Source organism: Arthrobacter agilis (assembly GCF_002953615.1).
GTDB lineage: Bacteria > Actinomycetota > Actinomycetes > Actinomycetales > Micrococcaceae > Arthrobacter_D > Arthrobacter_D agilis_B.
Window position 1 is genome coordinate 98,465 of sequence record NZ_CP024915.1, and the last position, 11,790, is coordinate 110,254.

The following is an 11,790-nucleotide window of genomic DNA, read 5'->3' on the forward strand; positions in this document are numbered from 1 at the left end:
TCGTGGATCTGACCAGGTCCATCCACACGGATACGCACCGATTGGCGAATGAAGCGGTAGCCGCGTCGGCCGTGAAGCGCAGCGTGATCGAGCAAGCCAAGGGCATTCTGATGGCTCGAGGCGGGCTGACAGCATCTGAAGCCTTCGATCGGATCAGGCAGCGGAGTCAGCTGACCAACCGGAAGGTGATCGCCATCTCGCAGGACATCATCGATCGCACTCACCACCTCAACCAGCACAGCCGGCCTGAACTCCTTGCCCGGGCATTGCTGGATCTGTTGCCGACACCCTGAACTGTCCCACCCACTCCTTCCGGGACCTGGCACTTCACCGGTGCTCGACGGCGGACTGCCGGCTCCTGGGGTGTCCTGGAAGCTGTCGACTCCACGCCTACTGGGCCTGCCTGTACCGCGTTCTTGTATAAGGGGCCCTTTCAGGATTGGATCGCTTCATGAACCCGACCCGGATCAACACGAGCGCCTTACCGGAGAACCTTGCACTCCTGATCACAGGTATAGGCGTGGCGGCCGTCATCGTGGTGGTGGCGTGTGCGGTCGTGATGCACTACATCGACAGGTCCAAGGAACAGCGTTCCAAGCAGTAGGTCGGACGATGGGGTCCGATCCACGCTGCGCAACCTACTGATCGCCATCAGTAGCCGAGGGCTAGGGTGAGCCATGACGACCATCGTCGAGCCACAGTGGCTCGAACGATCCGGTACGTCCGGGAACCAGTCGTCGATCCAGCTCCTCGGTTTGATCACGACGGCAAGAGACCGCAACTGGAATGTCGCTCCCGACCACGAGATCGACGCATTCCGTGCCGTCCGCTCCCCTACGAAAGGTTGTCCGGTGGCCCGCAACAGCAGCACGACGTCATCTCCCGTCGACTCACCTCCCCGCTTCATCGACCCGAGGCGATGGGGAACCCTGATCGGATTGTTCGGTGCAGGTGTCTTCGTCTTCTCGTACACGCCGGGATTCGCAGAGTTCACGACGGTGGCCGCACGCATCCTGGTCATCGCTGCAATCACCGGTACGCTCTGGTTCCTCTTCGCCTCTCCGCGTTTCCTCGGCCCGTTCAGTGCTCCTCGTGGTCGGCACATCGGGATCTACCTGCTGTGCGTGATCATGGAATTCGCGCTCATAGCCTTCGGCACGGGACGGCTTACATCGTTGGGGAAACCAGAACTTCAGCCCGCGCTGATCGCCCTGGTCGTCGGTCTCCACTTCATACCCTTCGCCTGGGCCTTCAGGGAACGCATGTTCTACACGCTCGGTTCAGTCCTTGCCCTCCTCGGTGGTGCTGGTCTGCTCATCGGCACAGGAACCAGCGCACTGACAGCGGCGGTGGGAGCTGGGCTCATGATGTCGCTCATTCTGCTTGCCTACAGTCTGGGGATGTTCGCGGGCCCGCGACCGGGAAATGATCGATAGCAGGCACTGATGCCGCTGGGTTCTCCCGCTCGCTATTGGATGGCATTGTCGAGTCGCTGCAACCATGACTGCAACTTCTCGGGGCCGTCGAAGTGGGCACCGGGTAGTCTGCTCACGTCCGGAGCCATGTCAGGGCCATCGACGACGAGCGTGTAGCCCCCTGCTGAGGTTGTCACGTCGAAGGCAGGCAGGTCGCCCCGATCATCACCCGCGTACGCGACGGTCTGCAGTCTCCAGGTACTGATGATGCGTCGGAGTGCTGTGCCTTTGTCCTGCTGCAGGGGCATGCGGAGTTCCTCCACGAATTTGCCGGGTTCGCGCCGCAGCGCGTGAGTGTCGATCACTTCCTGAAGGAGCGGAGTGACCAACTTCGTCGCGACATCGCGGTCTGGTGCACGCCGCCAGTGAACGGCGACTGCGAGCGATTTGTCTTCGACGTATACACCCTCGACACCGTCCAACTCCCGGTGCAGCACCGCGGTGGCGTCTTCGACGGCGGTCATCCACTGTCGCGCTTCGGGAACGACCTCGATGCCGTGATCGGTGAGGTGTTCGAGACCGTAGGAACCATACAGTTCTACCCCTGGGATGGTTGCCCGCGCAGCGAGGAAGCCGGCCGGGCGTCCGGAGAGGAGGGCGACGACCGACAGCTTGGTCGCCAGACTCCTGAGGATCTCCTCGGTACCGTCCAGTAGCTCGCTGGCATCAGGATCATCGGTGATCCGGGAGAGGACACCGTCGAAGTCCATCACCAACCCGGCGCTCTCGTTCGTCGCCAGAGCTTGCACTACGGAGGTCTCCAGGTCCATGTATCCACCCTAGACCGACGGCGTCACTCACCATTCGCGTGGACGACCCTCGATCCGGGATGCGGAACGGGCATATTCACCGTGACTCCCGCAGGTGAAGGACGGGACGTCGTGAGTGTGGACCCGTCGCCCACCATGCTCTCCTACGCACAGCACAGGGAGGGAGCCGACACCGTCGAGTGGATCCTGGGTGACAGCGGAAGCGTTCCACGCAGCAGGCTTCGATATCGAGGCCACCTACGGGACCTGGATGCGGACGCCGTTCGACGACACCTGCCCCCTCATCATCCTGATCGCAAGAGCACTCTGAGGATTTGTGTGCCGTTCACTCAGCGGCCTGCTTCGACCTGCGCACTTCGAGGCGCTCCACATGCACGACGAGAATGTCCACCTGACGGACGAACATTGATGCTCGCTCAGGCTACGAAGATGCAGAACGGATGACCAGCGGGATCGGCGTAGACGTATAACGGCTCGTTCGGGTCGTCCGTACGATCGAACCGAAGCTCTGCACCCAGTGCCAGTGCCCTGGAATGGTGATGCTCGAGCGTTTCCCGGTCAGGAACGGTCAGATCGAGGTGCATCTGCATCGGCACATCGGGCCTGGGCCAGGTCGTCCGCTCCAGGTGGTCGACCTGCTGGAAAGCGAGGGTGCTGTTTCCCTGCCCGTCAGTGAGAACGAGCCAATCGACATCATCACGCGTGCCCTCATCCGCGGGCTCGTCTCCTGGCCGGTACTGGAACCCGAGGAGTTGTCGGTAGAACTCCGCCAGCCCTCGCACATCGGTCGTATCGAGAACCGTCTGCAGTATCCGAGGGAATCCGGTCATGAGCCGAGACTAACGTTCGACCGACACGAGTTGTGATCTTCGGAGAACACCGCCGGTGACGTGTGCGTGCTCAGGCCGTGGCTTTCCACGTGAGGACCGAGGCGCCTGCTTTCATTGCAGGTCCGGCAGGCACCGCCCTCATCAGGGTGTTCCGAACAGTGATACCGATCCTGCTCTGCAGGTCAGCTCCGACCTGCCCGGCGCTGCGCGATCGGCGGATCATATTCTGGGTGCGCGGGCGGCGGACTGCGTCGAAAGAGCGCACAGCGGATTGCAGGGGCACTCCCTCCTTGGCGGGTCGACCGATCAGAAGCCCGATGCATGCGCCGTCCTCCAGGGAGGAGTTCGCTCCTTGCCCCATGGTGGGGATCATGGCGTGTGCCGCGTCGCCGATGAGCACCACCCGTCCGAAGATGTAGGTCCGAAGGTTCGGGGGGAGGTCGTAGACGTCGTGACGCATGACTCGATCGCCCGGGGTGAGTTCGATGAGGGGTCGTACGGGGTCCGCCCAGTTCCTGAAATGGTGCATGGCGGCGGCCTTTTCATCCGGCCGACGATGGCCTTCCTTCGAAGAGGTGTACCCGTACCAGTACACGTGGGCAGCTCCGATACGCACCGCTCCGAACTCTGTTCCCGGGCCCCATCTGACGATGAAATCCTCGGTCACAAGCGCGGAGTCGGCGACGATTCCGCGCCATGACGACTTGCCACTGAAGCGGGGCCCTGTTCCAGGAGCAACGAGGCCCCTGACAGTGCTGCGAAGACCATCAGCCCCGACGACGAGATCGGCGTCGTAGGATACGGTGCCCTTCGCGCTGACACAGTCCACTCGCGCCGTGGCTCCGCCCGGTGTACCCGGAGCGACGCAGACGACGCGGGTACCGCCCATCAACGCGGCCCCGCGAGCAGCGGTCAGCAGCGAGCCATGGAGGTCCTGTCGGTGGATCCCGTAGACCTCCTGGGTCGAGCCGGACGCACGCGGTACGCGCAGCAACCATGAGCCGTGTTCATCGGTGGTACCGGCCATCCGCACCCGGTAACCGGCATCGCGGACAGCGGTGTCGACGCCGATGGATGCCAGTGCCGACATCCCATTAGGAGTGATTGTCAGGCCTGCACCGACCTCGGTGAAGGCTCGCGCCTGCTCGAGCACGGTCACCCTCCGGCCCTCGTGCAGAAGGGATACCGCCGCAGCCAGACCTGCAATGCCTCCCCCGACAACTACTGCATGGTGCTCTACCGTCATGACAACACCCTTCCGCTTGCCTCCACCAACCGGAGCCTACGCCGAGCAGCCTCCGATCACGGTCACGGGAACGCTGAGCGAGCAGAGCAGCAAGCTCTCACCTCGAACGATAGCCGCGCTCCTGCTCGCAGTCCGGGTGCGGTAGCTTGGACGCAATCCCGACGAATCGATGCATGGGCCGCTTCCGCGGCAACTCGTCAGGCACTCACCGCAATCCATCCACTCCTTGCTCTTCCGTCGCTCAGGAGATACTCATGGCCCCAAGCCGCAATCCACTCGATGACCTGCGCGAGACGCTCGGCCATCTCACGGACCAGCTCAAATCCTCGGGGTCGGACCGCGTCGAGGACCTGCGCGGCGAGTACTTCCCGGCGCGCCCCGGTCCCGCTCGCCCGCTGGCCGAGGTGCAGGCCGAACTCGACGCCCTGGTCGGGCTGGACACCGTCAAGGAGCAGGTGCGAGCGCTCGTCGCCCTCCTGCAGGTGCAGGCCCGTCGCAAGGCCCACGGCCTGCCGGAGGTCGCTACCTCCCAGCATCTGGTGTTCCTCGGGAACCCGGGTACCGGCAAGACCACCGTGGCGCGGCTCCTCGCCGAGATGTACCGCGCTGTCGGGCTGCTGCAGAAGGGACATCTCGTGGAGGTGGACCGGTCCGGCCTTGTGGGGCAGTACGTCGGTGCGACAGCCATCAAGACGGACCGCGTGATCCGGCGTGCCCTGGACGGCGTCCTGTTCATCGATGAGGCGTACGCCCTGACCCCGGAGGACGGCCGCATGGACTTCGGTCCTGAGGCCATCGAGGTCCTGCTCAAGCGGATGGAGGATCACCGTCACCGCCTCGTGGTCATCGTGGCCGGATACCCGCAGCTGATGGAGGCGTTCCTCCTGTCGAATCCCGGCCTGCGGTCGCGCTTCGCGCGGGAGATAACGTTCCCGGACTACTCGATCGACGCGCTCCAGACGATCTTCCACCAGATGCTCGCCCAGCACGAGTACGTCCTGGCGCCGGGGGCTGACGACATGCTGCGTCGCATCTTCTCAGGCCTCCATGTCGGTGAGGACTCGGGCAACGCCCGTTTTGCCCGGACGCTGTTCGAGCAGGCGCTCAACCGGCAGGCGCTGAGGCTGTCACTCGATGAGGGCCGCGACTTCGATGCGCTCGACCGGGAGGACGTCATGACGCTCACCGCGGACGATCTCGTCGAGGCTGCGCAGGCGCTGGGCGGCGAGCCGGAGCCGGAGCCCCGACCCGAGCCGGAGCCGACGCACTGGTGGAACTGGCGGACCTGGCCGTAGCCGGCAAGGACCGCCAGGTTCAATCCCAGGGATCCTCGTCCTCTACCGGTTCATCGTCCAGCCATCCCCCATCGAACCGCCACTGCAAGCCAGAAACCAATCGTCGATCGGCCCAGCACGAACCAGCCGTCGTCTCTTCCGATTCCGTACCGCTGGACGGAGAGCGGTGAGACTTCCTCGACCTGTCGGCAGCAGCGCTGTCTCCGTCGATTCACCTCTGAAGCGTCGAGTCCATCAACAGTCGAAGCGTGGCCGCGGAAGTGCTTCGACACGGGCGCGTCGAAGTGCCGCACGCCCTCCGCCAACGGGTCCGTTGCAGGGCTGGTTGAGCCGACCCCAGACGTGATGCTGGTGCAGCTGTTTCCATCGACGACGGTTGGGTGTTGAATGAGCGCACCCCTTGCCGGGTCCGCGGGACGGTGTTCAGCCGACCGGGTGGAGAAAAAGTTGTATCGGAATCTATGGATGGAAGAGGACATGATGCAGCGACGACACAATGGTGTGTATTCGTTCCTCGCCGTGACGCTCGTGGCGCTCACTGCGTGCTCGGGAGGATCCGGGGAAGAGTCTCCGGATCCTGATTCGCTGACGGTGTGGACGACGGAAGACCTGCCGGATCGTGTGGCTTCCCAGCAGGCCATCATGGATCGCTTCACCGAATCGTCCGGGGTCCAGGTGGAACTCGTCGCGATTGCGGAAGATCAATTGACGTCCGTGCTGTCCTCCTCGGCTGCCTCGGGTGAGCTACCGGACGTCATTGGAGCGCTCTCCCTGAACGGGATGAATCAGCTCTTCACCGATGGACTGCTGGACACATCGGCTGCGGCAGCGGTCGTGGAGGAACTCGGTACGGATACCTTTTCCGCCCGCTCCCTCGAGCTGACCTCGTCGGAGGACCAGCAGCTGTCGGTCCCCAGCGATGCATTCGCTCAACTCCTCTTCTACCGGCAGGATCTGTTCGACCAGGCGGGGCTCGACGTCCCGAACTCCTATGAGGCGATAGAGGCCGCCGCCGAAGAGCTGAACTCCGATTCCCTGGCCGGCATCGTCGCCGCCACGGCACCCGCTGATTCGTTCACCCAGCAGACGTTCGAACAGTTCGCGCTGGCGAACGGATGCGAATTGGTGGACGACGACGGCAACGTCACGCTGGACAGCAGCCAGTGCCAGGATGCCTTCACCTTCTACTCGGATCTCCTGCGCGACTATTCCGTGCCCGGCAACCAGGACGCGGACACCACACGAGCGAGCTACTTCGCGGGCGAAGCGGCCATGACCGTGTGGTCATCATTCCTGCTCGACGAACTCGCAGGGCTGCGCAGCGACGCCCTGCCCACGTGCCCGGAGTGCGCGGACAACCCCGCCTTCCTTGCCGAGAACACCGGTATCGTGACCGCCATCAAGGGTCCCGACGGCGATGAGGCTGCCGGGTACGGCGAGGTGGTGTCGTGGAACATCCTCAACGACGCATCGCCCGCCGCGCAGGAACTGGTCACCTTCATGATGGGCGACGGATACCAGGACTGGTTGGCCGTCGCCCCCGAAGGAAAAATCCCTGCACGGTCGGGCACCGCTGACAATCCCACCGAGTACGCCGATGCGTGGCAGGGACTGGAGGCCGGCGTCGACACCAAGGCCTTGCTGTCCTCGGTCTATCCCGCCGAGACGCTCGACGAGATCACCCAGAGCACCGACCGTTTCAGGCGATGGGGTATCCCCCAGGGCCAGGGCGCGCTGGCCTCGGCGGTCAGCGGACAGTTCATCGCCCCGCAGATCATCGCATCCATGGTCAGTTCGGGCACCAGCGGCGAGGACGCGGCGAGCCAGGCCCAGGACGAGGCCGAGACGCTGAAGAACGATCTGGGTCAGTGACGTTCGTGGGCCCGCAATGGGTGCACCGCGTGTCCGCCACGGGTCACCACTGAGGAGCAGGAGATGACGTCGACTCCCACGTCCCGCCGGCGGACGCTGTCACAACGGGACGCCCGCACGGGGATCCTCCTGATGTCCCCCACCCTGTTCATCGTGCTCGCCGTCGTGGTCCTGCCGCTGGTGTGGTCCATACTGATCGCGTTCCAGCAGTTGAGGCTGCTGGAAATCGGTACGGCGAGTCCGTTCCGGCCTCTGACGACGGCCAACTTCGAACGCGTATTCGCCTCGGGCGAGCTCTGGGTGAGTCTTGGTACGACCTTCGTCTACACCGCGGGCTCGGTACTGCTCTCCATCACCCTGGGCCTGATCGCCGCGATAGCAGTGCGCAAGCCCTTTCGAGGCAGGACCTTCGTCCGGGCAGCGTTCCTCCTGCCCTATGTGGCCCCGGTCGTCGCCGTCACCTTCGTGTGGCGCACCATGCTGAGTCCGCAGTTCGGCATCGTCAACGAAGCGGGGCAGTCAGTGTTCGGGTGGGCACAGCCCATTCCCTTCCTTTCCGAAGCGCAGCGCACCCTCGAGGTCCTCGGTGCGGAGTTCCCGATACCGACCGCACTGATGACCGCGATCGCGTTCGAAGGGTGGAGGTACTTCCCGTTCGCTTTCCTGTTCCTGATGGCGCGACTCGAGGCACTGTCGGCCGAGACGGAAGAAGCGGCACTCGTGGACGGCGCCACCCCTCTTCAGTCCTTCCGCTACATCGTCCTGCCGCAACTCATGCCGGTCATCGCCCTCCTCGCGATCCTTCGGACCATCTGGACGTTCAACGAATTCGACGACATCTTCCTGCTCACCGGCGGAGCAGCCGGTACGGGCGTTGCCAGCGTCCGTGTCTACGAATTCCTCACCGTGCAGCGCAATGTCGGAGCGGCATCAGCACAGTCCCTCATCCTGTCCCTGGTCCTGATCGTGATGCTCGCCCTCTACATGGCACTGCTGCGCAAGCGAGGAGAACGACTATGAGTACGCCTGCTGCACAGACCCGACCCGACGCCCACGGCACCCCGGCGCCGACCAGCCGCACGGCGCCGTCACCGCCCCGGCGTCGCCCGACCCGCTATGCGGTCGAACGGAGGATATTCGCCGTTCTGAGGTGGGTCGTGATCGCCGGCTTCCTCCTCGTGACTCTGCTGCCGTTCTACTACATGGTCCTGCTGTCCCTGAAGCCGATCGAATCACTGCTACGCGACCCCGCGTCCGTGATCGTGACACCTGCGGAGTTCACCCTCAGAGCCTATGAACAGGTACTCACCCCCGTGTCAGCAGGCGGCCAGGGATTCGGGACCTTCCTGCTCAACAGCGCCTTCGTCGCCATCAGCGCAGTCATCCTGTCCCTGATCGTCGCGGTCCCCGGTGCGTACGCGGTGGCACGTCTGCCCTTCTTCGGGCACCGGCAGGTGAACGCCCTGTTTCTCGCGGCGTACCTCTTTCCTGCCATCGTCATGGCCATCCCGCTGTTCGTCCTGTTCACTCGTCTGGGACTCCGCGGTTCTCTCGTGGGCCTGGTGCTGGTCTACATCGCCCAGACAGTACCCGTCGCCATCTATATGCTGCGCAACTACCTCGAGACGGTTCCCGTCTCGGTCGAGGAAGCCGGTCTCGTGGACGGGCTGAGCCGCTTGGGCGTGCTCCGCCGCATCAGCCTGCCTCTCATCACACCCTCCATCATGGCTACCGGGCTGTTCATCTTCATGATTGCGTGGAACGAGTTCCTCTTCGCGCTCCTGTTCCTCGTGGAGAAACGTGAAAGCTGGACCGTTTCGCTGGGCTTGTCGCAACTGTCCGGAAGTGCGGAGATCCCCACGACCGTCCTCATGGCAGGCTCGGTGGTCCTCACGTTACCCATCCTGATCGTGTTTTTCTCGACAGAACGTCTTCTCACCGGCGGGCTGACCGCCGGCGCAGAAAAAGGCTGACCACGCACCTCGCCGGCAGGCCTTCCGGATGGACCCTGCTCAGGATGGCTCTTTGTCGTGCTGCGTCTCCAATTCCCTGCGCAGTTTCCTCATTCCGTCGCGGATCCGCGTTTTCGCCGTGGGGGCGGGGATCCCGAGGTGCTCGGCCACTTCGTTGTAGGTCAGGTGAGAGAAGTACGCCAGGGAGATGGCTTGATGCTGCAGTGGTGACAGGACGGACATGGCGGCCTGCACATCCGCTGAGTTCTCCCGTTCCAGGACTGTTTCTGCGACCTCGTCGAAGCCGGTGTCCCAGTTGCGTCGCCCCCACTTCTCATCGCGGGCCCGGCGGGTAGTGTCCATCCGAAGGCGGTCCACCGCTCGGCGATGTGCGAGGGTCATGAGCCAGGACACCGGGTGGCCGAGCTCCGGCCGGTAGCGATCGCCCTGCTCCCACACCATCAGGAACACCTCCTGGGTCACCTCCGCGCAACTGTCGGGGTTCTGCAGTGTCTTGCGCACCATCCCGTAGACCCTGCGCGCGCACTGCTCGTATAAGATCTGGAAAGCCTCCGGATCCTTGGACCCCACAGCGACGAGAACAGCAGCAAGATCCAGTGATGCATCCCCCGCACCGGGAAATGGGCCGCGACGAGCGGTGCTGGAACGGTAAGAGCTCCGCGGTTCGGGAGTGGAGCCACGGACGGCGAGAGGCAAGGTGGAGGAAATGGCGGGGCTTCCTGACTGAGACCGGAACCGGAGCGCTCGTGCCGCCGCTCCAAAGGTGAAGAGCTACGCCCTTCGCCCTGAATGTAATCTGTTCCACCACGGCACGTCCACCGAACACACCAGTCTCAGCTGTCACAATGGCCACCGCGGTTGCGCCAGCCCAGCCTGCCATGCAGGTCATCATGACTGCACGAAGCACTGATACTGTTCGGGACGCGGTCGATCCCGCAGTGGGCGACGTGCCGTCGCACCCGCGTACTGGTTCAATGAGCAGGTTCATTGTCAGGGCAGGCAGCGCCGACGAGAGCAGAATTGCACAGGCAGAACAGGTGGAGGCATTGGAATGCGTGGAGGACCGCAGCGAGGGCTGATGATCCAGGCCATCGCCGCTGCGGCGCTGACGATGGACGTCATCACGGACCGGTACCTCACCTCGGGCGGCGCCGCGTCCCCTGAAGCCGTCAACAAGTACCTGAGCGGCCTGGGCGACCTCCCGTCCCGCGAAAGCGATCGACTCGCCGATACCGTGAACGACCTCGGCCGGAAGTCACCAGCTCTGCCGGTTCCCTATCTGAAGGAAGACACCGCCGGCGATTCTCCTGAACAATCACGACGCTCTCTCGGAGCCTCCGGCGCATTTCTGCTCTCCGACTCAGAACAAGAACAAGCACGCATCGACGCCGTCACCCGCACAAACCTTCTCGACACACCTCCCGAGGAACGGTTCGACCGCATCACCCATACTGCGCAACGGCACTTCGAGGTCAGCACCGCGATCGTCACCCTCATCGACGACAAACGGCAATTCCTGAAGTCGGGCATCGGCCCGGTGGAGCAGAACATGCCCAGAGCCCGGTCATTCTGCAACACCACCATCCGGACCCCTTCCCCACTCATCGTCCGCGACACCTTCCACGACGAACATTTTCGGTGGAACCCGCTCGTCCTCGGAGAGCCCTTCATCCGCTTCTACGCCGGATACCCGCTGCGAAGCCCTGACGGCTGGATCATCGGTACCCTCTGTGTCATAGACCAGCACGCACGCACCTTCTCGGACGCGGACGAGCACCCCCTGCGCCGCCTCGCGAAGATCACCGAACACGAACTCGCCGCCTGACCGAGCTCTCCCACCCCCAACGCTTCCTGCACCGGTCAAGGGCGTCTTGATCCTCGGCAAGCCTCGGAGAACCTTCGACGAGCAACCTCACCCGCTGGCGCCTGACACCCGCCGGCGACCTCCTGCAAACGCCCGACACCAGCGTCGCCCAGATCGCCCGCAGCGTCGGCTACACCAACGCCTACTCCTTCAGCACAGCCTTCAGAAGACAGGTCGGCGTCACACCATCCGAGTTCCGCCGACACCGCGCGGTCCTGCCAGCCGGGCTGGGGTGTGCTGTTGAGGTGAAGATCCAACGCGATGCCTTCGGGGGTGGCTGAGACCCCACCCTCGAAGGTGGCGCAGTTGCCACATAGGCACTCCAGGGACTCCAGCTCATTGGCCCCCACTGTTCCGTGTTCGGCTGTGACGGCGGGGTACCCCTTTCGTCGGGGTCTGGCGGGTAGGGGCGGGCCACCGGCTCAGCCTAAGCGAGCGAGATCCCCGGCTGCACCCGCCGCGCCC

13 protein-coding genes and 1 pseudogene are annotated in these 11,790 nt (G+C 64.0%); 10 read left to right on the forward strand and 4 right to left on the reverse strand.

What is annotated here, in order from left to right:
• The 3 genes from CVO76_RS00455 to CVO76_RS00465 all read left to right on the forward strand — a co-directional run.
• On the forward strand, positions 1 to 293 hold a 293-nt coding region (locus CVO76_RS00455), incomplete at its 5' end, for an ANTAR domain-containing protein (RefSeq protein WP_208740303.1).
• 158 nt (positions 294 to 451) lie between these two features.
• The gene (locus CVO76_RS00460; protein ID WP_208740304.1) at positions 452 to 604 is read left to right on the forward strand and encodes a hypothetical protein; all 153 of its coding nucleotides are present in this window, start codon (positions 452 to 454) and stop codon (positions 602 to 604) included.
• A gap of 73 nt (positions 605 to 677) precedes the next feature.
• Positions 678 to 1,436, forward strand: a complete 759-nt coding sequence (locus CVO76_RS00465) for a DUF7010 family protein (protein ID WP_208740305.1) — start codon at positions 678 to 680, stop codon at positions 1,434 to 1,436.
• 32 nt (positions 1,437 to 1,468) lie between these two features.
• On the opposite strand, the gene otsB is transcribed toward CVO76_RS00465, so the two are convergent.
• A complete protein-coding gene (gene otsB / locus CVO76_RS00470) occupies positions 1,469 to 2,245 on the reverse strand; it encodes a trehalose-phosphatase (protein ID WP_208740306.1) in 777 nt (258 codons plus the stop codon).
• 81 nt (positions 2,246 to 2,326) lie between these two features.
• Here otsB and CVO76_RS17185 point away from each other — a divergent pair.
• A pseudogene (locus CVO76_RS17185) lies at positions 2,327 to 2,395 on the forward strand (hypothetical protein); the annotation flags it as partial.
• Positions 2,396 to 2,661: 266 nt separating this feature from the next.
• On the opposite strand, the gene CVO76_RS00480 reads toward CVO76_RS17185, so the two are convergent.
• Both CVO76_RS00480 and CVO76_RS00485 read right to left on the reverse strand, forming a co-directional pair.
• Complete coding sequence (locus CVO76_RS00480; RefSeq protein WP_133081762.1) at positions 2,662 to 3,075, reverse strand: VOC family protein; 414 nt, start codon at positions 3,073 to 3,075, stop codon at positions 2,662 to 2,664.
• Positions 3,076 to 3,145: 70 nt separating this feature from the next.
• Positions 3,146 to 4,321 (reverse strand): FAD-dependent monooxygenase, encoded by a 1,176-nt coding sequence (locus CVO76_RS00485; RefSeq protein WP_208740308.1) that lies wholly within the window; start codon positions 4,319 to 4,321, stop codon positions 3,146 to 3,148.
• A gap of 254 nt (positions 4,322 to 4,575) precedes the next feature.
• Between CVO76_RS00485 and CVO76_RS00490 the strand changes: the two genes are divergently transcribed.
• The 4 genes from CVO76_RS00490 to CVO76_RS00505 all read left to right on the forward strand — a co-directional run bounded on the left by CVO76_RS00490 (position 4,576) and on the right by CVO76_RS00505 (position 9,461).
• Positions 4,576 to 5,616 carry an AAA family ATPase gene (locus tag CVO76_RS00490; RefSeq protein WP_133081759.1) on the forward strand — a complete coding sequence of 347 codons (1,041 nt, stop codon included), beginning with the start codon at positions 4,576 to 4,578 and terminating at the stop codon, positions 5,614 to 5,616.
• Positions 5,617 to 6,093: 477 nt separating this feature from the next.
• Positions 6,094 to 7,488, forward strand: coding sequence for an ABC transporter substrate-binding protein (locus CVO76_RS00495; protein WP_208740309.1), 1,395 nt, complete (start codon positions 6,094 to 6,096; stop codon positions 7,486 to 7,488).
• 63 nt (positions 7,489 to 7,551) lie between these two features.
• Positions 7,552 to 8,508, forward strand: a complete 957-nt coding sequence (locus CVO76_RS00500) for a carbohydrate ABC transporter permease (RefSeq protein ID WP_208740310.1) — start codon at positions 7,552 to 7,554, stop codon at positions 8,506 to 8,508.
• On the forward strand, positions 8,505 to 9,461 hold the full coding sequence (locus CVO76_RS00505) for a carbohydrate ABC transporter permease (protein ID WP_208740311.1): 957 nt from the start codon (positions 8,505 to 8,507) through the stop codon (positions 9,459 to 9,461). Before CVO76_RS00500 ends, CVO76_RS00505 begins: the two co-directional genes overlap by 4 nt.
• A 39-nt stretch (positions 9,462 to 9,500) precedes the next feature.
• Here CVO76_RS00505 and CVO76_RS00510 read toward each other — a convergent pair whose 3' ends face one another.
• Entirely contained in the window at positions 9,501 to 10,031 is a 531-nt protein-coding gene (locus CVO76_RS00510; RefSeq protein ID WP_208740312.1) for a sigma-70 family RNA polymerase sigma factor, read from the reverse strand.
• 508 nt (positions 10,032 to 10,539) lie between these two features.
• On the opposite strand from CVO76_RS00510, the gene CVO76_RS00515 reads away from it, so the two are divergent.
• The gene (locus tag CVO76_RS00515; RefSeq protein ID WP_244186119.1) at positions 10,540 to 11,286 is read left to right on the forward strand and encodes a GAF domain-containing protein; all 747 of its coding nucleotides are present in this window, start codon (positions 10,540 to 10,542) and stop codon (positions 11,284 to 11,286) included.
• A gap of 122 nt (positions 11,287 to 11,408) precedes the next feature.
• A complete protein-coding gene (locus CVO76_RS17580) occupies positions 11,409 to 11,606 on the forward strand; it encodes a helix-turn-helix domain-containing protein (RefSeq protein ID WP_432206145.1) in 198 nt (65 codons plus the stop codon).
• The last annotated feature ends 184 nt before the right edge of the window (positions 11,607 to 11,790 follow it).

Excerpts from the sequence above, each read along its gene's own strand:
- CVO76_RS00460 (WP_208740304.1), top strand. The coding sequence starts at position 452 with ATGAACCCGACCCGGATCAACACGAGCGCCTTACCGGAGAACCTTGCA.
- CVO76_RS00465 (WP_208740305.1), top strand. The coding sequence starts at position 678 with ATGACGACCATCGTCGAGCCACAGTGGCTCGAACGATCCGGTACGTCC.
- otsB (WP_208740306.1), bottom strand. The coding sequence starts at position 2,245 with ATGGACCTGGAGACCTCCGTAGTGCAAGCTCTGGCGACGAACGAGAGC.
- CVO76_RS00480 (WP_133081762.1), bottom strand. The coding sequence starts at position 3,075 with ATGACCGGATTCCCTCGGATACTGCAGACGGTTCTCGATACGACCGAT.
- CVO76_RS00485 (WP_208740308.1), bottom strand. The coding sequence starts at position 4,321 with ATGACGGTAGAGCACCATGCAGTAGTTGTCGGGGGAGGCATTGCAGGT.
- CVO76_RS00490 (WP_133081759.1), top strand. The coding sequence starts at position 4,576 with ATGGCCCCAAGCCGCAATCCACTCGATGACCTGCGCGAGACGCTCGGC.
- CVO76_RS00495 (WP_208740309.1), top strand. The coding sequence starts at position 6,094 with ATGATGCAGCGACGACACAATGGTGTGTATTCGTTCCTCGCCGTGACG.
- CVO76_RS00500 (WP_208740310.1), top strand. The coding sequence starts at position 7,552 with ATGACGTCGACTCCCACGTCCCGCCGGCGGACGCTGTCACAACGGGAC.
- CVO76_RS00505 (WP_208740311.1), top strand. The coding sequence starts at position 8,505 with ATGAGTACGCCTGCTGCACAGACCCGACCCGACGCCCACGGCACCCCG.
- CVO76_RS00515 (WP_244186119.1), top strand. The coding sequence starts at position 10,540 with ATGATCCAGGCCATCGCCGCTGCGGCGCTGACGATGGACGTCATCACG.